We start from the raw sequence: 26,184 nt of genomic DNA on the forward strand, positions 1-26,184 counted from the left end.
AACCTATCTGAAGGGGGTCATGTAAATGAGCACTCATTCCGTTGACAATCACGGCGCCAGCCACGGCAGCGTCAAGTCCTACATGACCGGCTTCGTGCTGTCACTCATCCTGACCGCGATCCCGTTCTGGATGGTGATGGACGGCTCCGCCTCCCATGCCATGGTGCTCGGCACCGTAGTGGCCATGGCGGTGGTGCAGATCTTCGTGCACCTGGTCTACTTCCTGCACATGAACACCTCCTCCGAGGAGCGCTGGAACCTGGTGGCACTGGTCTTTACCGTGCTCATCATCGCCATCGTGGTCGTGGGTTCCCTGTGGATCATGTACAACCTCAACATCAACATGATGGTTCACTGAGCGGGTTGATGTGATGATGAAGCAATACCTGCAAGTGACCAAGCCGGGCATCATCTTCGGTAACCTCATCTCGGTTATCGGCGGCTTCCTGCTGGCCTCGAAGGGGAGCCTGGATGTGCCCCTGTTCATCCTGACCATGGTGGGGGTGTCACTGGTGGTGGCCTCCGGTTGCGTGTTCAACAACTACATCGACCGGGACATCGACTGCATCATGGAGCGCACCAAGAACCGCGCCCTGGTGAGGGGGCTCATCGCCCCCGGTGTGTCGCTCTGGTATGCGACGGCCCTGGGCGTTGCGGGCATTGCACTGCTCTACTTCGCGGCCAATCCGTTGGCCGCCTTGCTGGCGGTGCTGGGCTTCCTGGTCTATGTGGGGGTCTACAGCCTCTACATGAAGCGTCATTCGGTCTATGGCACCCTGGTCGGCAGCCTCTCCGGCGCCGCGCCGCCCGTCATCGGCTACTGCGCGGTGAGCGGCCAGTTCGACTCGGGGGCGCTTATCCTGCTGGCTATCTTCAGCCTGTGGCAGATGCCGCACTCCTATGCGATTGCCATCTTCCGCTTCAAGGATTATCAGGCCGCCAACATCCCGGTGTTGCCGGTGGTGAAGGGGATCCCGGTGGCCAAGCTCCACATCACCCTCTACATACTGGCGTTCATGGTGCCGACCCTGATGCTGTTCCTCGGCGGCTACGCCGGTTACAAGTATCTGGTAGTGGCCACCGCGGTGAGCGTCTGGTGGTTGGGGATGGCGCTGTCTGGCTACAAGGCGGCGGTGGATGACTCCCTCTGGGCCCGCAAGCTGTTCATGTTCTCCATCGTCACCATCACGTGTTTGAGCGTGATGATGTCGGTGGACTTCCAGCCGGATGCCGCGCCTGTATTGGTGAGCATGCTGCCCTGAGGCAGGTGCCAGCCAGACTCGGTGTTGTGATGCAACGCGGGAAAATCAATAGAATCCAGAGCCGGGAACCTTCCCGGCTCTGTTATTATGAGGCCCGCCCCACGGGGCACCTTGTCGGCTTTTTCGGGTGTGGCGTGCCTTGTCATCCGCCCCTTTCTGTCTCCTCTCCCTGACCTATCGAGGCCATCATGAATGATTTCACCATGACGAGGGGCGAGCGCCGCGCGACCTGGGCGCTCGGCTCCGTCTTCTCGTTGCGCATGCTCGGCATGTTCATGGTCCTGCCGGTGCTGACTACCTACGGCATGTCCCTGGCGGGCGCCTCGGAGGCGCTGATCGGCCTGGCCATTGGCATCTACGGCATGACCCAGGCCCTGTTCCAGATCCCCTTCGGCCTGCTCTCCGATCGCATCGGCCGCAAGCCCCTCATCGTCGGAGGCCTGCTGATGTTTGCACTGGGCAGCGTCATCGCCGCCCTGAGCGACTCCATCTGGGGGATCATCGTCGGGCGCGCCCTGCAGGGGAGCGGCGCCATCTCCGCCGCCGTCATGGCGCTCCTGTCGGATCTCACCCGGGAGCAGAATCGCACCAAGGCCATGGCCTTCATCGGAGTGAGCTTTGGCATCACCTTCGCCATCGCCATGGTGACAGGCCCCCTGATCACCCAGGCGGTGGGACTCTCCGGGCTGTTCTGGCTCATCGCCCTGCTGGCGCTGGCGGCCATCGCCATGGTGATCTGGGTAGTGCCGACCCCGGCGGCCCACCTGCAGAATCGAGAGTCCGCCATGGTGCGCGGCGGTTTTCGCACCGTGCTCACCAACCCGCGCCTGCTCAAGCTCAACCTCGGCATCCTCTGCGTTCACACCCTGCTGATGTCGAGCTTCGTGGCGCTGCCGCCCCTGCTCGAACAAGCGGGCCTGGCTCGGGAGCACCAGTGGCAGGCCTACCTGGTCACCATGCTGGTCGCCTTCGTGAGCGTGGTGCCCTTCATCATCTATGCCGAGAAGCACCGCCAGATGAAGCGGGTCTTCATCGGGTGCGTGGGGGTGATGCTGGCCGCCGAGCTGGTGCTCTGGCAGAGCGGCCTGCAGCTCTGGGGCCTGCTCGCCGGGCTGCAGCTCTTCTTCGTCGGCTTCAACGTGATGGAGGCGCTGCTGCCGTCCCTTATCAGCAAGGAGTCCCCCCCGGGTTACAAGGGGACCGCCATGGGGGTCTACTCCACCAGCCAGTTCCTCGGGGTCGCCATCGGCGGCAGCCTCGGCGGCCTGCTCTACAGCCTGGGTGGCGGCCCCCTGGTGTTTGGCGGCTGCGCTGTGCTGGCCCTGCTCTGGCTCGGGGTGAGCCTCACCATGGCGGAGCCTCCCTACGTCAGCAGCCTGCGCATCGTGCTGCCGGAGGGGGTCGAGGCCACCCCGGCGCTGGAGCAGCGGATCCGCGCCTGCGACGGGGTGAGCGACGTGCTGCTGGTGCGCGAGGAGCACTCCCTCTACGTGAAGGTGGACAGCAAGCGCCTGACCCGCAGCGATCTGGAGCGGCTGGTGTCCCTCTGAGGGCGGCCAGGGGCACGGCTGCTATGCTGAGATCCTCAACCACAGGAGGAACCTCTCATGTCATATGTAGACGGATTCGTGATCGCCGTGCCCACGGTCAACAAGCAGGCCCTGATCGATCATGCGGGGCTGTTTGACCCCATCTTTCTCGAATATGGGGCCACCCGGGTGCTGGAGTGCTGGGGGGATGACGTGCCCCACGGCAAGCAGACCGACTTCTACCGCGCGGTGGCGGCCAAGGAGGACGAAGCCGTGGTCTTCTCCTGGGTGGAGTGGCCGAGCAAGGCGGTACGGGACGAGGCCATGACCAAGATGATGAAGGACCCCAGGATGGATCCAACCAGCCCCATGCACCAGACCATGCCCTTCGATGGCGCCCGCATGATCTTCGGGGGCTTTACCACTGTGCTGGAGCTCAAGGGCTGAAGGCCCGCCGCCGGTACAAAAAGCCCGCCATTTGGCGGGCTTTTTGCTGGGCGTCATGCCATGGGATCAGCGCTCCACCAGCGGCGCCGAGCGGTAGCTCCAGAGGCCATAGGTGCGCAGGGCGTCGCGGTAGATGCCGAGCAGCTCCTCCGGGCTTGCCTTGGCCAGCGCCGAGAGGGGCTTGTCCGGGTAGGCGACACTGTCGATGCGGACATTGGCCGGGCCGCTCTGCCAGCAGGCGATTTCCAGCAGGGTCTGGCCCCGGCGCACGTGGCTCGCCGAGCTCACCAGGGTGGCGTATTCAATCTCGTGGCGGGCGAGGGCATAGCCGCTGTAGAGGGCGTTCTCCACCGTGCTGGTGGCGTAGTTCTCCTCGATGATGCGGGAGCGGTCGATGCCCTTTTTCGCCAGCCAGTCCGCCATCAGCTTGCCCTCGGTCTGGCGGTTCTGGGGCACGCCGCCGGTGAGGATGACGAGGGCCGCCGGATCGGCCTGGGCCAGGGCGCGGGTGGTCTCGAGGCGTCCCAGCAGAATGTCGTTCATGGAGCCATCGGGATTGAGGGCATAGCCCAGGGTGACGATGGCGCGGCGCCCCTTCTTCTCGCCCCGTCCCTGACGCTCCTTGAGGGGGGTGGCGATCACCCGATCCACGGTGGCGAACAGCCGCTGCAAGTCGGCGGCGCGACCGGCGTTGAGCTCGCCGACCCGCTTGAGGTAGCCATCGGACTTGGCCTGATCGCCCTTGAAGCGCAGCCAGGTGGCGAGATAGGTGTTGATGTCCAGATCGTCCGGCGCGGCGGTGAGGGCCTGCTCGAACAGGGCGATGGCCCTCTCCACGTTGCCGTTGTAGATCTGGGCGTTGGCCGCCGAGATGAGCAGATCGGTGCGATAGGGCTCGAGCTGGTGAGCCTCCAGCAGCAGGGTGGTCACCTGCTCCATGTTGCTCGGCATCTTGGCGGTGAAGCCCGCATCGGAGACCCGGGCGGGGGAGTGGAAGATGCGGGCGGCGTCCGCCAGCAGCTGGTCCACCACCTGGCGCTTGCTGATGTACTGATCGTAATTCTGCTCCTTTTGCAGGGAGCGCACCGGGGCGGCCCAGGCATCGGACGAGACAAAGAGCGGCAGCGCCAGCAGGCTGGTGAGGGTCAGGGCAATCGCGGTTTTCTTCATCATGGGGCTCCCCCTGGGGTGAGGGGCGCGATGCCGTGGCTCGTCCCCTGAATGCTTTTCCAATAAAAACAGATGCTTGGTTTGCTGCCTACTCTACTCCTTTCCCGATGAAAAAAACGTGAACCCTTCCAGTTATCCCGATGGCGCCCCTCAGCGCAGCCCCAGCCGCTCCTGCAGGAAGGCCAGCCAGGCCTCCACCTTGGCGGGCAGGTGGCGGCGCCTGGGATAGAGGCACCAGATGCCGTGCTCGGGCAGGGCATGGTCCGGCAGCACGGGCACCAGCCGGCCGGCGGCGAGATCCCGCGCCACGATGAAGTCCGGCATGTTGCCGATGCCGAGCCCCGCCAACAGCGCGGTGTGGATGGCGTCGCTGTTGTTGACCTCGAAATTGCCTCTGGGGGTGATGGCCACTTCCCCCTCGGGCCCGTGCAGCCGCCACTGGGTGCCGCCGCGAAACAGGGAGTAGAAGAGGCAGTTGTGGCGCTCGAGATCGACCGGGGTGCGGGGCGTGCCGGCCTGCGCCAGGTAGGCGGGGGCGGCGCACAATGTGCTGAGGCAGGGGGCGAGGCGGCGGGCGACCAAGCTCGAATCCTCCAGCTCGCCGATGCGCACCGCCACGTCGAACCCCTCGGCCACCAGATCCTGCTGGGCATCGCTCATCTCGAGCTGCAACTGCACCTCGGGGTGGAGGGCGAGAAACTCGGGGACAAGGGGGGCGATGTGGCGCCGGCCATAGACCATGGGCACAGTCACCCGCAGCAGGCCGCGGGGGGCCGATTGCAGGGCGCCGATGGCATCTTCCCCGTCGCTGGCCAGGCGCACCGCATGGCGCACCGTCTCGAAGTAGCGCTCCCCCGCCTCGGTGAGGGTGAGGGAGCGGGTGGTGCGATAGAGGAGCTGGCAGCCGAGGGCCTGCTCGAGCTGGCTCACCTTCTTGCTCAGCACCGACTTGCTGAGACCGAGCTGGCGGGCGGCGCCGGAGAAGGTGCCCGACTCCACCACGGCGACGAAGGCCGGGAGTAGGGCGAAGGCATCCTGGTTCATGCTGTTCTCAATATGGAAACAATGTTGTTCCAGCAGCGTAGATTATCCCCAAATCAAAAACAATTTACCCTGCTCGTCAGTTCAACCAAGGAGCAACCCCATGATCCCCCCTCTTGTTGACCGCGGCCCCGGCCGCCCCACCCTCGGCCAGACACTTGGCCCGACCCTGGGCGTCCTGGCCGCCTTCGTTGCCGGCCTGCTGCTGGCGCTGATGATCGCCCAGAACGGCGCCCTGGCCCGCGCCACCGACCCCTGGCTCGGGAGCTGGCTGGCCCACGGGGTTGGCGGCCTGGTGGCCGCGCTCTTGTGGTGGCTCTCCCCAAGGCCCCCGACGCCGGAGGCGGCCCCGCCCTGGGCCTGGCTCGGCGGTCTGCCGGGGGCGCTCACCGTGGTGCTGGCGGCCCTGTGCCTCAACTCCCCCCTCGGCATGGCGGGCACCCTGGCCCTGCTGCTGCTCGGTCAGCTGCTGTTTGGTGCCCTGTGCGATGGCCTCGGCTGGCTCGGGCTGGCCCGCCGCCGCCCCTCGGGAAAGGACGCGCTCGCCGCCTTGCTGGTGATGGCCGGCGCCCTGCTTATCGTGCTCGGTTAGGAGAAACACCATGACCCTATTGATCCTGCTGGGACTGCTCGCCGCCTTGCTGGTGATGGCCGGCGCCCTGCTTATCGTGCTGCGTTAGGAGATACACCATGACCCTATTGATCCTGCTGGGACTGCTGAACGGCGTGGCGGTGAGCCTGTCGCGCACCCTCAATGGCCGCCTCGCCAGCGCCCGGGGCGCCATGACTGCGTCGCTCGCCAACCACCTGCTCGGCTTCGGGTTGCTCGGCGCCCTGCTTATCCTCAAGGGGGCCCCCTGGGAGCGGCTCGCCGGGCTCGATCCCTGGCTGCTGCTCGGCGGGGTGCTGGGGGCGCTGTTCGTCGCCATCAGCAGTTGGGCCATAGGCCGGGTCGGCGCCCTGGCCTGCGCCCTGCTCATCGTCACGGGCCAGCTGTCGGGGGGCGCACTGCTCGATGCCCTGGCCGGACGGCTGGCAGCGAGCGATCTGCTCGGCATCCTGCTGGTGCTGGCGGGCGCCGCGCTGCAACGCTGGCAGGGCGGCAAGCCGCGCTCCCGAGGGTGAGTGGTGCTGTGATGGCCTGGGTAAACCGGCAGGGATGACAAGAGCGCCGCCCTTGCCTCGATTTCAAAGGCTGCCCGCCAGCCGGATCAGGGCCCTGGCGAAAGGGAAAAGGCGAAAGAAAGGGAGGGAAAGGAAGAAACAGGAAGGCAAAAGAGAACAAAGAAAGAGAGGCTGCCTGTAATCCTGGGTCAGCCCCCAAAAGCAGAACACCGGCGCGAGGCCGGTGTTCTGAACAGCATGGCGGCGGGCCCAGCGGGGCGCGCGGTCAGGGCAGCTTAGGCGTAGAAGGCCTCGACGGTGCCCTTGACGGTGATCAGCATGGCATTGCCGTAGCGATCCTTGGCCTTGGGGGAGGGGATCTTCACCCAACCTTCGCTGATGCAGTACTCCTCGACATTGGTGCGCTCCTTGCCGTTCACGCGAATGCCGATCTCGTGCTGGAAGCACTCTGCCACATGGTGCGGGCTGCGCGGGTTGGCCGCCAGACGGTCGGGCAGTGCAGGTTTGTTGTCGCTCATTTTATAGACCTGAGTTTGATAAAAAGTGGGTCATTGTAGGCAATGCCCGCCATGGGCTCAAGGCTGGCGACCCGCAACTTCACCTTCACTTCACCGAGCGGGAATAAGGTAGGCCAACGTTTTCAGTTGGAGCTTCACCCTATGCCCACCATAGTCACCCACGCCGCCGTACCCCTCTGCCTTGGGCTCGGGCTTGGCAGCCGGATCATCCCGCCGCGCCTGCTGCTGGCGGGGGTTGCCATCGCCATGCTGCCCGATGCCGATGTGCTCGCCTTTAAACTGGGGGTCGCCTACGGCCATGTCTTTGGCCACCGCGGCTTTACCCACTCCCTGCTGTTCGCCTTTGCCCTGCCCACACTGGCCATGCTGTTTCATCGCCAATTTCGGGCCAGCGCCGCCAGCGTCTGGTCGTTTCTGCTGGTCTCTCTGCTCTCCCACAGCCTGCTCGATTCCCTCACCACTGGCGGCAAGGGGGTTGGCTGGTTCTGGCCGTGGCGTGACGAGCGTTTCTTCGCCCCCTGGCAGCTGATCCGGGTCGCCCCCTTCAAGCTGGAGGCTTATCTCACCGCCCGAGGTGAGGCGGTGATCCTCTCCGAGCTCTACTGGGTTTGGCTGCCGGGGGTTGTATTGATGCTGATATTGATGGGATGGCGGGTGTGGGGAAGGGGGCCTAGGGGATGCTGAGATTGGCGGCCAGGTGATGAAGATAGTCATAGCTGTGCCACTGGATGGCGCAGAGGGCAAGTAGGGCTGAGGCTCCCAAGGCACCTTGATCCCAGTGCCGGAGCAATATCCACATGGCATGCAGTATGCAGAGACCCAGACTCACCAGATAAATGAGGGCTAACGCCACTTCAATCAAATCCGATATGCCGTAGGGGTCATTTGGATTGTGATAAAGCTGGTCATAGCCAAAGGCGCGAAATCCGAGTCGGATCAGAAAGAGGGAAAGGCAGAGGGTGGCAAGTTGTTTTGTTTTTCGGTTGATATCTGTCATTCCTTCAGGGGCCGATGGAGAACAATACTGGGACACTTACCTTTTTGTGGCTTGTCTCGGCAGCGACGAGCTCAGAAAGGTGGTTGTCCTGATGTGTTATCATTGTGCCGCCCAACGCCCGCATTTGCGGCAGGTTTGGAACGCAGCGGAAAACCTGTCCGACAACATGCGCTGGTTAAATTTTGTCTGCATTTGCGACAAAGTGATCATAATATTTTCGCGCTTCTTCCTCAGGCCCTAGCGCAACGTCAATGAGCATTTGAAGACTCCATACTGGACCGGGAATCACCTGCTCTAAGTCTAGGTTTTCGGGGTAAGCTTCTGGATCTATCGCCATTTCTACGTTTTCAAACCACCAAATTTCTATTTTTCTCAGTAAACTGATCATTTCTTCAAACGCTTCAGCGACATTAAAGTCTACACCTGATGAGGCAAAAGTGAGCATTTCATGAGCTAAGGTGTTTCGGCACCTTTTAATATGTTCGAATATCTCTAAATCTTTATCATCAATAGCATGCATATCTTGCAGCCATATCAATGATGCATAGAGATGACTTCTGTTTAGGCTAAGCACCTTTTCTTTATATTCAGGGCTAACAACCATCCTATTTTCATAAAATCCATTTGTGTAAAAAGCTTCAATCTTGTCAATAATGCTGCTCTTGAGCATTTCGAAGGCCATCGAAAATATAGAAGCGGTAATAATATTTTTTTTAAGCGTCTCAGGGTGAAGTGCCCGTTCCCATGACGATTTTATTTTTTCATCCATGCTCGATCTCGATAAAGAAACTTAACGATTAAGCTAAGGGACTGGTTTTAGTCCGTCCCAGCGAGTGGAGTGAGCGATTTTAGCGCATTCTTATGTGTGAGTCTTTGATGCATATTCTTGTGCCAAATCTTGTTTTTGTTTGAGCTTTACTTCGTGCCAAGAAACACCAGATTCAATACCAGACACACGAGCTTGGTACTTATGATATGCCCTTTTCAAAACAGACTCGACCGTTATACTTGTTTCCCTTTCCAGTGCGAGGACTGTATTGAGGTAGTTCCAAAGCAAATCTCCTAGCTCATCTTCTAAGTAGCAAGTACGATTTTTCGGTATCTCTTCAACTACCTCGTCTATTTCTGCTCTCAACCCGGACAGGTAGGTTTCCGAACCTGAATACCAAGTATTGTTTTGGTCGAACGCTGACTTGCGTCTTGCGATTTCAAGCAGATTATCAAAATTTTCCATCGTATACCCAGCGAAACACATAATGCGTTAATAACCGGCGCGCTTTAGCTTGTCCGGCGCCGAAGGCGTGTAGTTGATTGACTTGTTATATTTTCCTCCTCGTTGTTATTCTCCCCAAATTTGCTATCGACCGAAGAAAATCCTTTAGATTATTATCTTTTGAATTGTGTACTATTTTGGTCTCTATCTCGTGGGAAAGAAAGTTGCGCAAGTGTAATTGGAGCAACCAATTTTTTTCTGACTCTGTAATTTTGTAACCAAATCCTGCAAGCATGGCTTGATACTGAAGCGAACTCACTTTGGAAAGATGGTCATATACTTGATTCTCGCCATGTTGCTTGAAAGCTGTCATGAGCGATTCATCATCTATTTGGTCCTTATCCTCAGCATCGTATTCGCACTCTGACAGTGAATAGGTTTCTGGATTCCAAGAAAAAAATGAATGACACTCAGAAATATATTTGTCAGCTGAAGCTATTGGAGACGTCACTATCAGCACGGGGTAACCGTGGCCTGCCAAAAACTCCCCAGAATATACTTTGTAAGTCATAACTCACCTTAAATTTAACTCCGCCACATTCTCATTCACCGCAGTGAAAAACGCATTTTAAATAATTATTACGTTGCCAGCCTATCTCTGGAGCTGAAGGTGATCCCTTGACTTCCTCGTTTAACGCTTCCATTACCACTGTGTAAAGAAACAGTGAAGGAGTCGGTGATGGCAAGCGTCGGCAAAGCTACCGCCCCTGAGTTCCAGCCCCCAGTCTGCTGTCTGTAACCTGCGAAAAAGCAACAATCGCTGTCATGGCGCTCTCCCGAGAGATGGATTGTCGTTTGGCTATCTTAAGGGCTCTGAACGAGGCATGGGAAGGGGTGGTTGATAGAAATCTGAGCTGGTTCAACCAATTAGTGATTAGCAGCTGTTTTAAGTGGGCTGCTGGGTGAGCAGAAGTGCGAAAACTCCCCTCACCCCAACCCTCTCCCAAGGGGAGAGGGAGCATATCTGCGGTTAGACGGGGGCTGTGGGCTGGCACGGTTTTGATTCCCCCTCCAAGCCGCCGAGTCGAGTTCAATGGGTCAGGAGCGCCGTCAGGGATGACGGCGCAGCCGGAGTTGGTACATGGATGTACCATCTGCGGCGTTCCGCCCGACCCAGAGAGCGAGATGAGGGAATCCGCCGTAGGCGGGCGGCTTGGCGGGGGAGAAGACCTTTGGTGACTTTGGGTCTTTCCAAAGTCACTCGTCCCAGCCCGAAGGGCGGGCGAAACCCCGTCGAGGGCAGCGCCCTCGCGTCCCATGCGGCGAAGCCGCATCAAGGGGCTAACCGCTGGCTCGGGAATCCGGCGAGAGTCCGTTGCCGTGGAAAGGAAATTTGCTGCGGTGCAATGCGCTGCGCTTATTGCGCCCTACGGTGTGCCACTGCGTGGTAAAGCCGCGCCACCACATCAACGTCGCGAACGTCTGATTACGCTTCGCTAATCAGACCTACAGAGAAGCCAACCGCTGACGCTGGATAACAAAAGGGAGCCTATCAGGCTCCCTTTTTGCAAACATGGCCAATGGCATTTGGCTAATGCCACCCCTTATCGATTGGTTGCGGCCTTCATCCCTTCCACAAACTCTTTCAGACGAGTGAGCATATGCTCCGGATTCTGGTGGTGGGTCTCGATGATCTTCACCACGGCGGAGCCGGAGATGGCACCGGCGGCGCCAGCGGCGATGGGAGCTATTTAGGACACCCACCTTTTTGTATGCTGACTATACAGCGTCTTGCTCAGAAAGGTGGGTGCCCTGATTTACCCAAGCGGGGATAAGGTAGCCCCACGTTTTCAGTTGTAGCTTTATCCTATGCCCACCATCGTCACTCACACCACCGTACCTCTCTGCCTGGGACTGGGGCTTGGCAGCCGGATTATCCCGCCGCGCCTGCTGCTGTCGGGGGTTTCCTGAGTCCCCTTTATTGCATAGACATATTCACCAGTTTTTGTATTTTGATACATTACACCTTGAAAATCTGAACTTTTATCATTTTTATAATTATCAAAAACAATCCAATCAGTTTCTGGGACTGGCGAACCAACGGCATAGGGAAATTATTATTCTGTGGGTCGCCATATGCACTATGGCTAAAAACAGCATTTTGTTTAGTTCTTGACATTTTCGTCCTCCATAACGAATCTAAGATTAACTATCGTTGGCATTGGCTTATTATGTGATTTATATTCACGTCTATACTTGTTTACTTCATTTTGATCCAGTCGCTCACAGGCAACACCACCACTTAATTCTTCTCGACCAACATTTGGTCGGCATGAAATATTTATATTTCCATGCTTTAACTCACTCCAATCGCTGTATGCTGAAGATAAAAAGTACCCTTCACGATTATGCTGATCAAGAGGGTTAGCTTTTAAGTTAGATTCCAGTTTGGAGCCAGTCTTCACAATAAAATAACCAACTGAATCTAACCCAAAATTACAGAGGCCGGGCAATAAATGGTCTTTAGATACCTTCACACTGAACTTGTTTAATTGATGTTTCTTTATGGGGTTTTCTATTTTCCATCCCCTAAGAGTTGTGTTTGCAGGTATAATGCCAAACGCATAAAATGTTTTGCTGCATGCAGAGTAAGTTTTATTAGATGCCATGAATGTGCTATCGATAGCCAATTGATATCCGCTACCAAACGGAAACTCACCATGAATAGTAAAAAACTCTGTTGGATTAGGGTTAATCTCCGGCTCAATATTGGGCTCTTTAAGCCACCAATACCCACCACCTATTACAGTCAAGGCTACAACTCCAAATATCAGTTTGGTTTTTTTGGGTATGTTGCTCGGCTTTCCCTTTCCATCATCCATTAATCACCTCGTTGTTTTTTCTTTACAGACTTTTTATCTTCCCTTATAACTTCCGCTTTGATACTCCATGAGCTGGCTTAAAACTCAAAAAGGTGGGTGTCCCAGATTTTATTACGTATGTTGGGCTAAAAATCGTAGGTTGGAGCTGAATGAAGTGAAGCCCAACGTGTACCACGAAATAGATCTGTAAATCTGTTTTACGGATCTGCCACATCTTTGTTTATCCTAATCCGGTTGGCGCAATAATACTCACCTGCTGGGTTTCGCTCTGCGCCAACCTACAAAAAACCACGCTACCGCCCCTGAGTTCCAGCCCCCAGCCCGCTGCTTTCACCTGCGAGATATCAGCAATCACTCCCATGGTGTCCTCCCGAGAGATGGATTGTCCTTGGCTATCTTAAGGGCTCTGATTGGGGCATAGGAAGATAAGATTAAGAAAAATTCGAGCTGGTTCAACCAATTAGTGAGCAACTGCCGTTTTAAGTGGGCTGTTGGGTTTGTAGAGAGTGCGGACATTCCCCTCACCCCAACCCTCTCCCAAGGGGAGAGGGAGCTTGTTTGCGGTTAGAGGGGGCTCTGGGTTGGCACGGTTTTGATCCCCCTCCAAGCCGCCGAGTCGAGCTCAATGGGTCAGGAGCGCCGTCAGGGATGACGGCGCAGCCGCAGTTGGTACAGGGGCCAAATCGGTTATGGGTGAGCAAGGCTCGGCCCGATTTGGCGCGAGAACATGGAGGTTCGAAGCGGACTTTGGGCGAAGCCATGGATGGCGAAGGCCAAAGGCTCATCTGCGGCGTTCCGCCCGACCCAGAGAGCGAGATGAGGGAAAAGCGGGTAGAAGACGAGCAACGCTCGGCTCCCGCTTTTCGGCAAAGGCGGGCGGCTTGGCGGGGGAGAAGACTTTTGGTGACTTTGGGTCTTTCCAAAGTCACTCGCCCTAGCCCGAAGGGCGGGCGAAACCCCATCGAGGGCAGAGCCCTCGTGTCCCATGCGGCGAAGCCGCATCAGGGGGTTAACCGCAGGCTCAGGAATTCGGTCAAATTCTGCCAGGGGGCGGGCGAAACCCCGTCGAGGGCAGCGCCCTCGCGTCCCATGCGGCGCCGCCGCATCAAGGGGCTAACCGTCGGCTCTGGAATCCGGCGAGAGTTTGCCGTCGTGGAACGGACTTTTTCCTGCGGTGCAATGCGCTGCGCTTATTGCACCCTACGGTGTGCCACTACGTGGCAAAGCCACGCCATCTCAACCAATCCGCGAACGTCTGATTACGCTTCGCTAATCAGACCTACAGAGAAGCCAACCGCTGACGCCGGATAACAAAAGGGAGCCTATCAGGCTCCCTTTTTGCAGACATGGCCAATGGTACTGACCCATGCCACCCCTTATCGATTGGTTGCGGCCTTCATCCCTTCCACAAACTCTTTCAGACGAGTGAGCATATGCTCCGGGTTCTTGTGGTGGGTCTCGATGATCTTCACCACGGCGGAGCCGGAGATGGCACCGGCGGCGCCGGCCTTGATGGCCTCGCGCACCTGGGCCGGTTCGCTGATGCCAAAGCCGAGCAGGGCGGGGGGCGCATTGAACTCGCGCAAGGTGTTGATGAGGCCATCCACCGGCATGCCGGCCTTGGTCTCGGCGCCGGTCACGCCTGCGCGGCTCACCAGGTAGGTGTAACCAGAGCCCAGCTCGGCCACAGCCTTGAGCGTCTCGGTGTCACCGTTGGGCGGGGCGATAAAGATGCTGTCGATGCCGAACTTGTCGGCGGCCGCCTTGTAGGGCTCGCACATCTGCACCGGCACGTCGGCCACCAGCACGGAGTCCACCCCCGCCTGCTGGCACTTCTCGTAGAAGCCGTCGATGTGGCGCACATAGACCAGGTTCGCGTAGACCAGCAGGCCAATGGGCAGCTCCGGGTACTTGGCGCGGATGCGGGCGAGCAGGGTGAAGCAGTCGTCCGGGGTGGTGTGGCTGGCAAAGGCCCGCAGGGCGGCACCCTGAATGGTGGGGCCGTCCGCCACCGGATCGGAGAAGGGAATGCCGAGCTCCAGGGCGTCGGCGCCCCCTTCGACCAGGGCATCGACGATGGCCAGGGACAATTCGGGGGTGGGGTCACCCAGCATCACGAAGGGCACGAAGGCGCCCTGATTGGCCTTGTCCAGACGGGAGAAGAGTTGTGCGTAGCGATTCATGACAAGGTTCCTTCTTTCTCGAAAATATCGGCAACGGTGAAGATGTCTTTGTCGCCACGGCCGGAGAGGTTGACGATGAGCACCTGCTCTTTCTCCGGTTCACTGCGGGCCATCTTGAGGGCGTGGGCCAGGGCGTGGGAGGATTCCAGCGCCGGTATGATGCCTTCGGATTTGGCCAGCTCCTGGAAGGCGTCCAGCGCCTCCTTGTCGGTCACCGAGGGGTACTCGGCGCGGCCGATGGCCGCCAGGTGGGCGTGCTGGGGGCCGACGGAGGGGAAGTCCAGACCCGCCGAGACGGAGTAGGACTCCTGAATTTGGCCCTGGTTGTCCTGCATCAGGTAGGAGTGCATGCCAAAGAAGACCCCCTTGCTGCCGTGACCGAGCGGTGCACCGTGCTCGCCGCTCTCGATGCCGTGACCACCGGGCTCGACGCCGATCAGACGTACTTCAGGGTTGTCGATAAAGTCGGCAAACATGCCGATGGCATTCGAGCCGCCGCCGACGCAGGCGATCACCGCATCGGGCAGGCGCTCCTCCTTCTCGAAGCACTGGGCCTTGGCCTCTTCCCCGATCATCTTCTGGAACTCCCGCACGATTGTGGGGAAGGGGTGGGGGCCGGCGGCGGTGCCGAGCAGGTAGTGGGCGCTCTCGTAATTGGCAGCCCAGTCGCGCAGCGCCTCGTTGCAGGCATCCTTGAGGGTGCTGGAGCCGGAGTGCACCGGAATGACGGTGGCCCCCATCAACTTCATGCGAAACACGTTGGGCTTCTGGCGCTCGCAATCCTTGGCACCCATGTAGACCCGGCACTTGAGGCCGAGCAGGGCGCAGGCCAGTGCAGTGGCGACCCCGTGCTGGCCGGCGCCGGTCTCGGCGATGATCTCGCTCTTGCCCATGCGCTTGGCGAGCAGGGCCTGGCCCAGCACCTGGTTGGTCTTGTGGGCGCCGCCGTGCAGCAGATCTTCACGCTTGAGGTAGAGCCGGGTCTTGGTCCCCTTGGTCAGATTGCGGGTCAGGGTGAGCGGGGTCGGGCGACCGGCATACTCGGTCAGCAGGGACTGGAACTCGGCGACGAAGGCCGGGTCATCCTTGGCATCGACGAAGGCCTTCTCCAGCTGGAGCAGGGCGGGGATGAGGATCTGGGGCACATACATGCCACCAAATTCACCGAAAAACGGATTGAGCAGGGTCATAGATTATTCCTTGTGCTTATAGGCAAATGCAGTTCATTAATTTGGTGCATGTTCAGAGGGTGCGCAGGGCACTCTTACAGTTGGCGCAGGGCGCCAAAGGCCGCCGCCAGCTTGTGCGCATCCTTCTGGCCCGGGGCACTCTCCACCCCGGAGTTGAAATCAAGGCCGAGGCAACCCACCCGGGCCGCCTGCAGGGCGTTGTCGGGATTGAGGCCGCCTGCCAGCATCAGCCTGGCTTTATCGAGACTTCCCAGCAGGGCCCAGTCGAATGCCTGGCCGGTGCCGCCGCTCTGGCTGCCCACTTTGGTATCGAGCAGCAGGCGATCCGCCGGGTAGTCGAGGGAGGGCAGGGGCTCGCCGCTTTCCTTGCCAAGAGAGACGCCTACCGCTTTCCAGATCTGGCAGCCTGCCGGCAGCAGGGGGCGCAGGGTCTCGATATAGGCGGCGTCCTCGTCCCCGTGCAGTTGCACGGCGGCGAGGTTCAGGGCCTCCACCGTCTTGGCGATGGTCTGGGGTTGGGCATTGCGAAACACCCCCACATAGGAGAGCGGCGCGCCCGCCATGACGGCGCGGGCGGCGGGAATGTCAACGTAACGCGGGCTCTTGGCGACGAAGATCAGGCCACCGAACACGGCCCCCGCCTGATGGGCGGCGGCGGCATCCTCGGGGCGGGTGAGGCCGCACACCTTGTTCTGGCCGAGCACCAGCTTGCGCACCGCCGCCTCCAGATCCGGCTCGCTCATCAGGGAGGAGCCCACCAGGAAGCCCTTGGCATGGGCGCGCAGCTCCGCCACCTGGGCGCGGTGGTTGATGCCGGACTCGCTGATGACCACCCGATCGGCGGGGATCTCGGCCGCCAGCTGTTGGGTGCGGGCGAGATCCACGCTCAAATCCCGCAGATCCCGGTTGTTGATGCCGATCACGGGGGCGCCGAGGGTGACGGCGCGATCCCGCTCCTCTGCATTGCTCACCTCGGTGAGCACCCCTAGACCTAACTCTTTGGCCACCTTGAACAGGGCGCGATAGCCCTCGTCGGTGAGCACGGAGAGCATCAAGAGGATGGCGTCCGCCTGATAGTAGCGGGCCAGATAGACCTGATAGGGGTCAATCATGAAGTCCTTGCAGAGCACCGGCTGCTTGACCCGGCCACGCACCCTGGGCAGGAAGGCAAAATCCCCCTGGAAGAACTGCTCGTCCGTCAGCACAGAGATGGCGGTGGCATAGTTGCCATAGATGTCGGCGATGGCCTCCGGGCTGAAGTCGTCACGGATCAAGCCCTTGGAGGGGGAGGCCTTCTTGCATTCGAGAATGAAGCGGGTGGAGCCTGCACGCAGGTCGCCCTCGAAGTCCCGATCGCTTGGCACCAGGGTGCCCTGGAAGCTCTCCAGGGGCTGGGCCAGCTTGCGGGCCGCGACCCACTCCTGCTTGGCGGCCACGATTTTGCCGAGAATGGTCTGGTTGATGGACGCCCGATTCAGGAAGGCATCGGGGGAGGAGAGGGGGTCGAGCATCTCGATATCCTTGCTAAGAGTGGTACTGCCTTGTTGGCTGCCGTGAGTACTGACTGACATCATGCCTCCTGATGGCTCAGGGTGGCGAGGGCCTGGGCAAGCAGGCGGGTTTCACCGCTTGAAAGCTTGGCCAGCACCTGCGCGGCCGCCTGCTTGAAGTCCGGGGCCTTGCCCGCCATCACCAGCAGCGGCGCCACGTTGGCGGCGATGGCGGCGTTGTGGGCCGCAGTGCCTTCCCCCGCCAGTATGGCGTCCGTGATGGCGCGGTTCTCTTCCGGCTCCCCCCCTTGAATGGCGCTGACCGGGTAGGTCTCGAGGCCAAAGTCTGCCGGGGTGAGCAGGTATTCGCGAATTTCGCCGTCACGGATCTCGGCCACCTGGGTCGGACCGTGAATGGCCACTTCGTCCAGCCCGGCGCCGTGTACCACCATACCGGTTTTCAGCCCCAGTGCCAGCAGGGTTTCGGCGATGGGACGCACCAGCTCGGGAGCATAGACCCCCATCAGCTGGTAGCTGGGGCGGGCGGGGTTGATAAGCGGCCCCAGGACGTTAAATAGCGTCCTGGTCTTCAAGGCCTGGCGCACCGGCATGGCGTGGCGCACCCCGGCGTGGTACTGGGGGGCGAACAGGAAGCAGATGCCTAGCTCGTCCAGACAGCGGCGCGCCTGGGCCGGGCTCATGTCGAGCTTGATCCCCATCTTGTCCAGCAGATCGCTCGAACCGGATTTGCTCGAGACCGAGCGGTTGCCGTGCTTGGCGACTTTCAGGCCGCAGGCAGCGGCCACCAGGGCCGAGGTGGTGGAGACGTTGATGGTGTTGAGGCCATCGCCACCTGTGCCGACGATGTCGCAGAACGCATAGTCCGGGCGCGGGAAGGGACGGGCCTCCGCCAGCAGTGCCTCGGCGGCGCCGGCGATCTCCTCCGGGGTCTCCCCCTTGAGCTTGAGGGCGGTGAGCAGGCTCGCCAGCACGATGGGATCCACTTCGCCACGGACCACCTGGCCGAAGGCATCGCGGGCGGCGTCACGGGTGAGAGACTGCCCCTGATAGAGGGTGTTGAGATGTTGATGCATGGGGTCTCCTTACCGCACGTGGCTTTCTGGACGGGTGATGTGGGCGAGGGCCTGGGTCAGCAGGCGGGCCCCTTCCGAGGTCATGATGGATTCCGGGTGGAACTGGAAGCCCAGCACCCGCTCATCCCGTTGCTCTATGGCCATGGGCATGCCCTGATAGTGGGCAATCACCTGCAACTCCTCCGGCACATAGGTCGCCACCAGGGAGTGGTAGCGGGCCACCGGCAGCGGGTTCGGCAGCCCCGCGAAGGCGCCGTGACCGTTGTGCTCAATCAGGGAGCGCTTGCCGTGGACTATTTCCCCGGCCGCCCCGACTGTGCCGCCGTAGGCTTCGCACAGGGCCTGATGACCGAGGCAGATGCCGAGGATGGGCACCCGGCCGCGGGCCAGCTTGATGAGGTCAATCAGGCAGCCCGCCTCGTGGGGGGCGCCCGGCCCCGGGGAGAGCACCAGCACGGCGTCACCGTCACAGGCTTCTATCTCCTGCATGATGCGGCTCGCCGGCAGGCTGTTGCGGTAGATGCGCACCGGGTAACCCAGGGTGCGGAACTGATCCACGAGGTTGTAGGTAAAGGAGTCGAAGTTATCGAGCAGGAAGATGTTAGTCATGGGACTGCTCCTTCGAAGTGCGGAACTGATCGGCCAAGGCGTTGTAGGTAAACGAATCGAAGTTATCGAGCAGGAAGATGTTAGTCATGGCTCACGTCCTTATGTTGCTCCTGCTGGGCGCTCAGGGCTTGCAGGGAGGTGCCATGGCTGGCGGCGATGGCGGCCAGCACGGCGGCCGCCTTGGCGCGGGTCTCGTCCGCCTCCATCTGGGGCTTGGAGTCATAGACCACGCCGGCACCGGCCTGGACATGGGCCAGACCCGCTTTCACGAAGGCGGAGCGGATGACGATGCAGGTGTCCATCTCTCCCGCGCCGTTGAGGTAGCCCACGGCGCCGCCGTAGCTGCCGCGGCGCTTGCCTTCCACCATGCGGATAAGCTCGCTGGCTCGCAGCTTGGGGGCGCCGGTCAGGGTGCCCATGTTCATGCAGGCCTGATAGGCATGCAGGGCATCGAGATCCGAGCGAAGAGTGCCCACCACCCGGGAGACCAGGTGCATCACGTGGCTGTAGCGATCCACTTTGAGCAGATCCTTCACGTAGCGGGTGCCGGGCTCGGAGATGCGGGCGATGTCGTTGCGACCCAGATCCACCAGCATCAGGTGCTCGGCCACCTCTTTCTCGTCCTGGCGAAGTTCCAGCTCGATGCGACCGTCGAGATCCAGATTGATGCTGCCATCGGGGTTGAGGCCGCGGCGGCGGGTGCCGGCGATGGGGTACATCTCCACCTGGCGGCTGGCGGCGCAGAACTTGACCGCGCTCTCCGGGGAGGCACCAAACAGGGTGAAACCCTCGTCCTGTACATAGAACATGTAGGGGCTGGGGTTGGTCTGCTTGAGGCGGCGATAGGCGGCCAGCGGGTCGGGGCAGGGGAGGGAGAAGCTGCGGGACGGCACCACCTGGAAGATGTCCCCACGGCGGATGAAGCCCTTGAGCTTCTCCACCTCGGCGCAGAACTGCTTGTCGCTCTTGTCGATCTGGAGGTTGCCGGTGAGCGGCTTGGCGCCCTGTGCCCCCGGTTGCGGCTGCTGGCAGGCCTGCTTGAAGGCCTCGAGGCGCGCGGTCAGCTGGGCGTAACGCTCATCGAGCTGGCGCTCGTTCTGCTCGCCGCCAAAGAGGCAGGCCAGCAGGGCCGTGCTCTGCTTGATGTGATCTATGGTGATCAGGGTCTCGGCCACATAGAAGCAGTAGTCGGGGCAGTCGTTGCTCCCTTCCGGCACCTCGGGCAAGTCTTCAAAGGAGGCGATGAGGTCGTAGGCGAAGCTGCCCCCCATGAAGAGGGCCTCTTTGCCCTGCTGGCATTGCAGCTCCCGTTGCAGGGTGCGCAGCACGTCCAGCACGCTGCTGCCCTTGAGGCGGCTGTCTTCGTCAAGGGTGCGGTCGGAGGCCGGGAAGTCGAGCTGCAGCTCGTCCGCCACCCGGGTCTGGGTGATGACGGCGGGGAGGCGCTGCTCGAGCAGGCGCTGCAGCGCGGCGCCGTTGCTGGTGAGGGCGCGGACCCGCACCGTGCGGCCACGGCACTCGATGCGCAGGCAGGCATCCACCAGCAGCAGGCTCTGGGTGCCAGCCTTGGAGTCGATCTCCACCGATTCCAGCAGCAGGTTGTTGGGCTTGTGCTGGCAGAGCTGGGTGTAGAGCGCCAGGGGATCTGTCACATAAGGGGCATTGAGCCGGATGGTGTCGAATTCGCCCAGGGGTAACCGGGTCTTGTTGCCTGTCATAATGCCTTCCCTTGCATGTGTTGTGTGTAACCGATGGTCATGGCGTTTCTCTCGAGTTGGGATTGGGTTTTCGTCACGTCAGCGAGTTCGCCATCGCCATGTCAGTGCACTTGTCTGAATTGTCGGTTTCATCACAGGTCCATTTGCCGGATAATAAAAAAGCCCGCTGGGGTCAGCGGGCTTTTTCTTTGGGTTCTTAATTTGCTGTCAGATTACAGGTACAGCAACGACCACACGCCCGCATGTCAGGGAGTGTGCCACCACCAGATGGTCAGGATGGAAGTCGTTTGCATGATAGCGTCCTGTAAAAAGATGTTTGCAATGAAGTGCCTACAGAAAACGATAAAGCCGCGGCCAAGTCAAGTCGCTTTTTTGCCTTCTTTTTCCCAAGCAGGCCCCCTGATGAGAGCGAAACAAGCCGATGAGATTCGATCTTCACTGTCATACCACGGCCTCGGATGGCGTGCTGAGCCCCGCCGAACTGGTGCGCCGCGCCGCCGAGAAAGGGGTGGAGGTGTTAGCGGTCACTGACCACGATACCCTTGACGGGCTTGATGAAGTCCGTCAGACGATCCAGAACGAACAGTTGCCGCTGCGACTGGTGAGCGGGGTCGAGATCTCCACCGGGTGGGAGCACCACGAGATCCACATAGTGGCGCTCGGGGTGGATGAAAAAAATCCGCAGCTGGTCACCTTCCTGGCCGGTCAGCGGGCCCGCCGCGAGGCGCGCGCCCAGGAAATAGGGCGCCGTCTGGAGAAGTGCCTCATCCCGGGCACCTATGAAGAGGCCAAGCAGCTCGCGGGTGACGCCGCCGTGACCCGGGCCCATTTTGCCCGGGTGCTGGTGGCGCGCGGGGTGGCCGACAACATGCAAAAGGTATTCAAGAAGTACCTGAGCCGGGGCAACAAGGGTTATGTGCCCGCCGAGTGGCCCGAGATGGGGGAGGCCATCGCGGCCATTCATGCCGCGGGCGGGCTGGCGGTGCTGGCCCACCCGAGCCGCTACAGCCTCACCGCCAAGTGGATCAAGCGGCTATTGGTGGTCTTCAAGGCGGCCGGTGGCGATGCCATGGAGGTCTCCCTGCCCCAGCAGAGCCCCCAGGAGCGGGCCAACCTCGGCCAGTGGGCCAAGGATCACGATCTCTATATCTCGGTGGGGTCCGATTTTCACTTCCCCTCCAACTGGACCGAGCTGGGCCGCCATCTGTGGCTGCCCAAGGAGGGCATGCCGCTCTGGCTCGGGCACCCCGATCACTTCGGGCTCAGTCAGGAGCAGCATGCCAGCCTGCTGGCCAGCCGCTGAGTACAATGGGCGGACACGGATCTTTGGTACGGGCGAGTCTGTGCCAAACAGGTTAAGGTAGTGTCATGGGCCAAGGGGCCCTTGACCATGAAGCGGGCACCCGGCGTGCCCCTATCGCGAGAAGAGCATATGAGTCAGCATTTTTACGTACACCCGGACAACCCCCAGGTTCGCCTCATCAGCCAGGCGGTGCAGATCCTGCAAAACGGCGGCGTCATCGTCTATCCCACCGACTCCGGTTATGCCCTGGGCTGCCAGATGGGCAACAAGGATGCGCTGGAGCGCATCTGCCGTATCCGCCGCATCGAGCCGAACCACGACTTCACCCTGGTGTGCCGGGATCTCTCGGAGATCTCCACCTACGCCAAGGTGGACAACACCGCCTTCCGGCTGGTGAAGAACAACACCCCAGGGCCCTACACCTTCATCTTCAAGGCCACCAAGGAGGTGCCGCGCCGCCTCATGAACGAGAAGAAGAAGACCATCGGCATCCGGGTGCCCGCCAACAATATCGCGCTCGCATTGCTCGAGGCCCTCGGTGAGCCGCTGCTCTCCACCACCCTGATCCTGCCGGGCTCCGAGATGGCGGAGTTCGACCCCGAAGAGATCGCCGACAAGCTCGGCAAGCAGCTGGATCTGGTGGTCAACGGCGGCTATCTGGGCGAGCAGCCTACCACTGTGGTGGACTTCTCCGACGACGAGCCCGTGCTGCGCCGTCGCGGTGCCGGGGATCCGACGCCGTTTGAGTGATACTGCCGAGCCCGTACCCGAGGCGGTGATGGCACCGGGTGCGACGGGGGAGGCCCTGCTTCCCCCGCCCATCGCGAAAGTACTGGGGCAGCCCTACCATGAGCTGCCCCAGGATTTGTTTATTCCGCCCGATGCGCTCGAGGTGTTTCTCGACACCTTCGAGGGGCCGCTGGATCTGCTGCTCTACCTCATCCGCCGTCAGCAGCTCGACATCCTGAACCTGCCGATCCTGCAGATCACCGCCCAGTACATGGAGTACGTGGAGCTGATGCAGGGGCTCAATCTGGAGCTGGCGGCGGAATACCTGCTGATGGCGGCCTGGCTCGCGGAGATAAAATCCCGCCTGCTGCTGCCCAAGGCGCCGGAGCTGGAAGACGAGGAGGAGGGGGAAGACCCCCGCGTCACCCTGATCCGCCGGCTGCAGGAGTACGAGCGCTACAAGCTGGGCGCGGAGCGGGTCAACGCCTTGCCGAGGCTGGAGCGGGAGATCTTTATCGCCTCGGCCCTGCCACCGGATTTTGGCGCCTTGAAGCCGCTGGCCCCCGATGTTTCACTGGTTGAGCTCGCCCTTTACATGCAAAGTGTGGTAAAACGCGCGACTCATTTTGAACATCACCAGATCCGCCGTGAGCAGATCCCGACCCGGGTGCGCATGGCGGAGATCCTCGCCATGTTGTCCCTGGGGCAGACCCTGCGGCTGGAGCAGGTGCTGCGGGCCGAGGAGGGACGCATGGGGGTATTGGTGACCTTCCTGGCCCTGCTGGAGCTGTGCAAGGAGCAACTGATCTGGATCCTGCAGGCCGAGCCGCTGGGTCCCATCCATTTTGCATTGGCCGAGCAGGGCGAGGAGGGCAACCGTGGCGCTGCCCACTGAACGACTCAATACCCTGACTCAGGGAGGGATGCGTCATGGCGCTGCCGGCTGAACGGCTGAAGACCCTGATCGAGGCGGCGCTGTTTGTGGCCGGTCGTCCGCTCAATGTCAGCGAGCTGAAAAGCAGCGTGCTGGCGGATTACCCTGTCACCAGCCGCTATGTGCAGCTGCTGCTGGCGGAGCTCAGGCAGGACTACAGCGAGCGGGGGGTGGAGCTCAAGGAGGTCGCCTCCGGCTGGCGCTTCCAGGCCCGCCAGGAGTACGCCGAGGAGCTGTCGCGCCTGTGGAGCGAACGGGCGCCCCGATATTCGCGCGCCGTGTTGGAAACCCTGACGCTGATTGCCTATCGTCAGCCCATCACCCGGGCCGAGATAGAAGCCATCCGCGGGGTGGCGGTATCGAGCCAGATCATCAATACCCTGAAAGAGCGCGGCTGGGTGCGCAGCATAGGTCACAAGGAGGTGGTGGGTCGCCCCGAGCTGCTCGCCACCACCCGAGAGTTTCTGGACTATTTCAATCTGCAGAGTCTGGAGCAGCTCCCCGAGCTGGATCCCGAACTGCACTCCCCCTTGCCGGTCATGCTGGGCGAGGGGAGCGACGGTCAATAAGCGGCAGGCCGTCTTGAGAATGAACGTGGTGACGATGCCCGAGGGTGCGTCACAGGAGTCAATGTTGTCCGCTATGTCAGCGGGCAGCGATCAACAATCAGGTAAACCCGATGAGTGAAAAACTGCAAAAAGTATTGGCCCGCGCGGGTCAAGGCTCCCGTCGTGAGATGGAGGCCCTGATCACCGCAGGTCGGGTCAGCGTGGATGGCAAGGTCGCCATGCTGGGGGATCGCGTCGAAGTGAACGCCGTGATCCGGGTGGATGGTCACCAGGTCAAGACCCGTGCGGCCGAGGAGCAGATCTGCCGCGTGCTGGCGTACCACAAGCCCGAAGGGGAGATGTGTACCCGCCACGATCCGGAAGGTCGTCCCACCGTGTTTGATCGTCTGCCCAAGATGGACGGGGCCCGCTGGATTGCGGTGGGTCGCCTCGACGTCAACACCTCCGGCCTGCTGCTGTTCACCACCGACGGCGAGCTTGCCAACCGGCTGATGCACCCGAGCCACGAAGTGGAGCGGGAATACGCGGTGCGCGTCTTTGGCGAGATCACCGAAGCCATGCTGCAGCGCCTGCGCAAGGGCGTGCAGCTGGAAGACGGCATGGCCAAGTTCAACAAGATCAAGCCGGCCGGCGGTGAAGGGCTGAACCAGTGGTTCAACGTCACCCTGACCGAGGGGCGCAACCGTGAAGTGCGCCGCCTGTGGGAATCCCAGGAAGTGCAGGTGAGCCGCCTGATGCGCATTCGCTACGGTGACGTCACCCTGGATCGTGGCATCCCCCGCGGTGGCTGGCAGGAGCTCAAACTGCCCGAGGTGAACTACCTGCGCGGCCTGGTCAACCTGCCCAACGAGACCGAGTCCAAGGTCGACCTGCAGCAGGATGGCAAGAGCACCCGCCACAAGCAGGCCGCCCAGATCCGTCGCGCCGTCAAGCGCCACAAGGAGATGCAGGGCAAGGAGCCGCGTGCTCGTGCCACCACGGCCCGCCGCAAGCCGCAAGCCTCGACCCGCAACTCAGGCACCGGCAGCAAGTAAGCCGCCGCCACGGGCCTCTCGCTCCGGACAAGTCAAAAGCCCGCACCCCATGGTGCGGGCTTTTTTGTTGCCGGCGATTCTCCTCCCCTTGGTGAAGGGGGATGCAGCCAGAGTTGTCTCTGTGTGGGTTGGAGATCGCCATGCTCCTCCCCCTCAGAGAGGGGGAGGCCGGGAGGGGGGCTGTGAGATGTGCATCAGGATGGTTGCCCTGCCGGGACTGGCTTGTTAGCCTTTCGCGCACAGATACAGGAGAAACCAATGAGCAAGGTACTGGATGAGCTGCTGGCACTGCTGGCGCTTGAGAAGATCGAGGAGGGCCTGTTTCGGGGCCAGAGCCAGGATCTCGGGTTGCGATCCGTGTTTGGCGGGCAGGTAATGGGGCAGGCCTTGTCAGCCGCCAAGCAGACGGTGGCCGGGGATCGCCAGGTCCACAGCTTCCACTCCTACTTCCTGCGTCCGGGGGATGCCAACAAGCCCATCGTCTACGACGTGGAGAACATCCGCGACGGTCAGACCGTCTCCACCCGCAGGGTCAAGGCCATTCAGGGCGGCAAGCCCATCTTCTACCTCAATGCCTCCTTCCAGGTAGAGGCCGAGGGCTTCGAGCATCAGGCCCAGATGCCCGAAGGCATCACGCCCCCCGAGCAGCTCAAGAGCGAGCTGGAGCTGGTGCGCCCCTACGAGCAGATGATCCCGGCGGCTTTGCGGGACAAGATCCTGTGCGAGAAGCCCCTGGAGATCCGCCCCGTGACCCTGGTCGACCCCATTCGTCCGGATGTGCACGAGCCCCTGCGCTACACCTGGTTCAAGGCCAACGGCACTGTGCCGGACGATCAGCGGGTCCACAACTACCTGCTGGCCTATGCCTCCGATTTCCACTTCCTGTTCGCCGCCCTGCAGCCCCACGGGGTGTCGTACTGGGAGCCGGACATGCAGGTGGCCACCATAGATCACTCCATGTGGTTCCACCGGGAGTTCCGGCTGGATGACTGGTTGCTCTACGTGGTGGACAGCCCGAGCGCCAGCGGCGGCCGTGGCCTGGTACGCGGCCAGTTCTTCACCCGCGACGGCGTGCTGGTGGCGAGCACCATGCAGGAAGGGGTGATCCGCCGCCGGGGCACTGGCGCATGAGCCGGCACCGAGACGG

Annotated in this window: 27 protein-coding genes and 2 pseudogenes; 14 read left to right on the forward strand and 15 right to left on the reverse strand. The window is 61.1% G+C overall.

Annotated features, from left to right (window positions below; genetic code table 11):
* Nucleotides 1–25 precede the first annotated feature (25 nt).
* The 4 genes from AC1IN8_RS15690 (at nucleotide 26) to AC1IN8_RS15705 (ending at nucleotide 3,238) form a co-directional block, all read left to right on the forward strand.
* Entirely contained in the window at nucleotides 26–358 is a 333-nt protein-coding gene (locus tag AC1IN8_RS15690; RefSeq protein WP_139436396.1) for a cytochrome o ubiquinol oxidase subunit IV, read from the forward strand.
* Nucleotides 359–368: 10 nt separating this feature from the next.
* On the forward strand, nucleotides 369–1,262 hold the full coding sequence (gene cyoE, locus AC1IN8_RS15695; RefSeq protein ID WP_010673685.1) for a heme o synthase: 894 nt from the start codon (nucleotides 369–371) through the stop codon (nucleotides 1,260–1,262).
* A gap of 188 nt (nucleotides 1,263–1,450) precedes the next feature.
* Complete coding sequence (locus tag AC1IN8_RS15700) at nucleotides 1,451–2,812, forward strand: MFS transporter (RefSeq protein WP_454010179.1); 1,362 nt, start codon at nucleotides 1,451–1,453, stop codon at nucleotides 2,810–2,812.
* A 57-nt stretch (nucleotides 2,813–2,869) separates the two neighbouring features.
* A complete protein-coding gene (locus AC1IN8_RS15705; RefSeq protein ID WP_479759539.1) occupies nucleotides 2,870–3,238 on the forward strand; it encodes a DUF1428 domain-containing protein in 369 nt (122 codons plus the stop codon).
* Nucleotides 3,239–3,304: 66 nt separating this feature from the next.
* Here the strand turns inward: AC1IN8_RS15705 and AC1IN8_RS15710 are convergent, their stop codons facing one another.
* The gene (locus tag AC1IN8_RS15710; RefSeq protein WP_479759749.1) at nucleotides 3,305–4,408 is read right to left on the reverse strand and encodes an ElyC/SanA/YdcF family protein; all 1,104 of its coding nucleotides are present in this window, start codon (nucleotides 4,406–4,408) and stop codon (nucleotides 3,305–3,307) included.
* A gap of 150 nt (nucleotides 4,409–4,558) precedes the next feature.
* Nucleotides 4,559–5,452 (reverse strand): LysR family transcriptional regulator, encoded by an 894-nt coding sequence (locus AC1IN8_RS15715; protein ID WP_479759541.1) that lies wholly within the window; start codon nucleotides 5,450–5,452, stop codon nucleotides 4,559–4,561.
* 100 nt (nucleotides 5,453–5,552) lie between these two features.
* Between AC1IN8_RS15715 and AC1IN8_RS15720 the strand changes: the two genes are divergently transcribed.
* Both AC1IN8_RS15720 and AC1IN8_RS15725 read left to right on the forward strand, forming a co-directional pair.
* Nucleotides 5,553–6,041, forward strand: coding sequence for a DMT family transporter (locus AC1IN8_RS15720; RefSeq protein WP_479759543.1), 489 nt, complete (start codon nucleotides 5,553–5,555; stop codon nucleotides 6,039–6,041).
* A 98-nt stretch (nucleotides 6,042–6,139) separates the two neighbouring features.
* Nucleotides 6,140–6,574 carry a DMT family transporter gene (locus AC1IN8_RS15725; protein ID WP_479759545.1) on the forward strand — a complete coding sequence of 145 codons (435 nt, stop codon included), beginning with the start codon at nucleotides 6,140–6,142 and terminating at the stop codon, nucleotides 6,572–6,574.
* Nucleotides 6,575–6,849: 275 nt separating this feature from the next.
* Here AC1IN8_RS15725 and AC1IN8_RS15730 read toward each other — a convergent pair whose 3' ends face one another.
* Nucleotides 6,850–7,092: a DUF3297 family protein gene (locus tag AC1IN8_RS15730; protein WP_005332143.1), complete on the reverse strand. Its 243-nt coding sequence runs from the start codon at nucleotides 7,090–7,092 to the stop codon at nucleotides 6,850–6,852.
* A gap of 141 nt (nucleotides 7,093–7,233) precedes the next feature.
* On the opposite strand from AC1IN8_RS15730, the gene AC1IN8_RS15735 reads away from it, so the two are divergent.
* Nucleotides 7,234–7,776: a metal-dependent hydrolase gene (locus AC1IN8_RS15735; RefSeq protein WP_479759547.1), complete on the forward strand. Its 543-nt coding sequence runs from the start codon at nucleotides 7,234–7,236 to the stop codon at nucleotides 7,774–7,776.
* Here the strand turns inward: AC1IN8_RS15735 and AC1IN8_RS15740 are convergent.
* From AC1IN8_RS15740 to AC1IN8_RS15760, 5 genes and pseudogenes are all read right to left on the reverse strand, one after another.
* Entirely contained in the window at nucleotides 7,763–8,089 is a 327-nt protein-coding gene (locus AC1IN8_RS15740) for a hypothetical protein (protein ID WP_479759549.1), read from the reverse strand. The two genes, AC1IN8_RS15735 and AC1IN8_RS15740, sit on opposite strands and share 14 nt — an antisense overlap.
* A gap of 175 nt (nucleotides 8,090–8,264) precedes the next feature.
* Nucleotides 8,265–8,858 (reverse strand): hypothetical protein, encoded by a 594-nt coding sequence (locus AC1IN8_RS15745; protein WP_427203810.1) that lies wholly within the window; start codon nucleotides 8,856–8,858, stop codon nucleotides 8,265–8,267.
* Between the two features lie 90 nt (nucleotides 8,859–8,948).
* Nucleotides 8,949–9,323 carry a MazG nucleotide pyrophosphohydrolase domain-containing protein gene (locus AC1IN8_RS15750; protein WP_479759551.1) on the reverse strand — a complete coding sequence of 125 codons (375 nt, stop codon included), beginning with the start codon at nucleotides 9,321–9,323 and terminating at the stop codon, nucleotides 8,949–8,951.
* A gap of 85 nt (nucleotides 9,324–9,408) precedes the next feature.
* A complete protein-coding gene (locus AC1IN8_RS15755) occupies nucleotides 9,409–9,873 on the reverse strand; it encodes a hypothetical protein (protein WP_479759553.1) in 465 nt (154 codons plus the stop codon).
* Nucleotides 9,874–10,906: 1,033 nt separating this feature from the next.
* Nucleotides 10,907–11,044 (reverse strand): annotated as a pseudogene (locus tag AC1IN8_RS15760) (tryptophan synthase subunit alpha); the annotation flags it as partial.
* A 127-nt stretch (nucleotides 11,045–11,171) separates the two neighbouring features.
* Between AC1IN8_RS15760 and AC1IN8_RS15765 the strand changes: the two are divergent.
* Nucleotides 11,172–11,270 (forward strand): annotated as a pseudogene (locus tag AC1IN8_RS15765) (metal-dependent hydrolase); the annotation flags it as partial.
* A 197-nt stretch (nucleotides 11,271–11,467) separates the two neighbouring features.
* Here the strand turns inward: AC1IN8_RS15765 and AC1IN8_RS15770 are convergent.
* From AC1IN8_RS15770 to AC1IN8_RS15800, 7 genes are all read right to left on the reverse strand, one after another.
* Nucleotides 11,468–12,184, reverse strand: coding sequence for a hypothetical protein (locus AC1IN8_RS15770; protein WP_479759555.1), 717 nt, complete (start codon nucleotides 12,182–12,184; stop codon nucleotides 11,468–11,470).
* Between the two features lie 1,376 nt (nucleotides 12,185–13,560).
* Nucleotides 13,561–14,367 (reverse strand): tryptophan synthase subunit alpha, encoded by an 807-nt coding sequence (trpA, locus tag AC1IN8_RS15775; protein WP_479759557.1) that lies wholly within the window; start codon nucleotides 14,365–14,367, stop codon nucleotides 13,561–13,563.
* Nucleotides 14,364–15,557 carry a tryptophan synthase subunit beta gene (gene trpB / locus AC1IN8_RS15780; protein ID WP_202046714.1) on the reverse strand — a complete coding sequence of 398 codons (1,194 nt, stop codon included), beginning with the start codon at nucleotides 15,555–15,557 and terminating at the stop codon, nucleotides 14,364–14,366. The genes trpA and trpB overlap by 4 nt, the downstream gene beginning before the upstream one ends.
* 74 nt (nucleotides 15,558–15,631) lie before the next feature.
* Nucleotides 15,632–17,131: a bifunctional indole-3-glycerol-phosphate synthase TrpC/phosphoribosylanthranilate isomerase TrpF gene (trpCF, locus tag AC1IN8_RS15785; RefSeq protein ID WP_479759559.1), complete on the reverse strand. Its 1,500-nt coding sequence runs from the start codon at nucleotides 17,129–17,131 to the stop codon at nucleotides 15,632–15,634.
* Nucleotides 17,128–18,141 (reverse strand): anthranilate phosphoribosyltransferase, encoded by a 1,014-nt coding sequence (gene trpD / locus AC1IN8_RS15790; RefSeq protein ID WP_479759561.1) that lies wholly within the window; start codon nucleotides 18,139–18,141, stop codon nucleotides 17,128–17,130. The genes trpCF and trpD overlap by 4 nt, the downstream gene beginning before the upstream one ends.
* 9 nt (nucleotides 18,142–18,150) lie before the next feature.
* Nucleotides 18,151–18,750 (reverse strand): aminodeoxychorismate/anthranilate synthase component II, encoded by a 600-nt coding sequence (locus tag AC1IN8_RS15795; protein ID WP_479759563.1) that lies wholly within the window; start codon nucleotides 18,748–18,750, stop codon nucleotides 18,151–18,153.
* An 80-nt stretch (nucleotides 18,751–18,830) separates the two neighbouring features.
* Nucleotides 18,831–20,468, reverse strand: a complete 1,638-nt coding sequence (locus AC1IN8_RS15800) for an anthranilate synthase component 1 (protein WP_479759565.1) — start codon at nucleotides 20,466–20,468, stop codon at nucleotides 18,831–18,833.
* A gap of 421 nt (nucleotides 20,469–20,889) precedes the next feature.
* On the opposite strand from AC1IN8_RS15800, the gene rnm reads away from it, so the two are divergent.
* The 6 genes from rnm to tesB all read left to right on the forward strand — a co-directional run bounded on the left by rnm (nucleotide 20,890) and on the right by tesB (nucleotide 26,168).
* Entirely contained in the window at nucleotides 20,890–21,771 is an 882-nt protein-coding gene (rnm, locus tag AC1IN8_RS15805) for an RNase RNM (RefSeq protein ID WP_479759567.1), read from the forward strand.
* Between the two features lie 129 nt (nucleotides 21,772–21,900).
* On the forward strand, nucleotides 21,901–22,521 hold the full coding sequence (locus AC1IN8_RS15810) for an L-threonylcarbamoyladenylate synthase (protein ID WP_010673702.1): 621 nt from the start codon (nucleotides 21,901–21,903) through the stop codon (nucleotides 22,519–22,521).
* Nucleotides 22,514–23,395 (forward strand): segregation and condensation protein A, encoded by an 882-nt coding sequence (locus tag AC1IN8_RS15815; protein WP_479759569.1) that lies wholly within the window; start codon nucleotides 22,514–22,516, stop codon nucleotides 23,393–23,395. The genes AC1IN8_RS15810 and AC1IN8_RS15815 overlap by 8 nt, the downstream gene beginning before the upstream one ends.
* Before the next feature lie 35 nt (nucleotides 23,396–23,430).
* Nucleotides 23,431–24,003, forward strand: coding sequence for an SMC-Scp complex subunit ScpB (gene scpB, locus AC1IN8_RS15820; RefSeq protein ID WP_025327615.1), 573 nt, complete (start codon nucleotides 23,431–23,433; stop codon nucleotides 24,001–24,003).
* A 110-nt stretch (nucleotides 24,004–24,113) separates the two neighbouring features.
* Nucleotides 24,114–25,037, forward strand: coding sequence for a 23S rRNA pseudouridine(2605) synthase RluB (gene rluB, locus AC1IN8_RS15825; RefSeq protein WP_139439557.1), 924 nt, complete (start codon nucleotides 24,114–24,116; stop codon nucleotides 25,035–25,037).
* A gap of 258 nt (nucleotides 25,038–25,295) precedes the next feature.
* Nucleotides 25,296–26,168, forward strand: coding sequence for an acyl-CoA thioesterase II (tesB, locus tag AC1IN8_RS15830; RefSeq protein WP_139439558.1), 873 nt, complete (start codon nucleotides 25,296–25,298; stop codon nucleotides 26,166–26,168).
* The last annotated feature ends 16 nt before the right edge of the window (nucleotides 26,169–26,184 follow it).

Source organism: Aeromonas sp. 130281, from assembly GCF_056642115.1.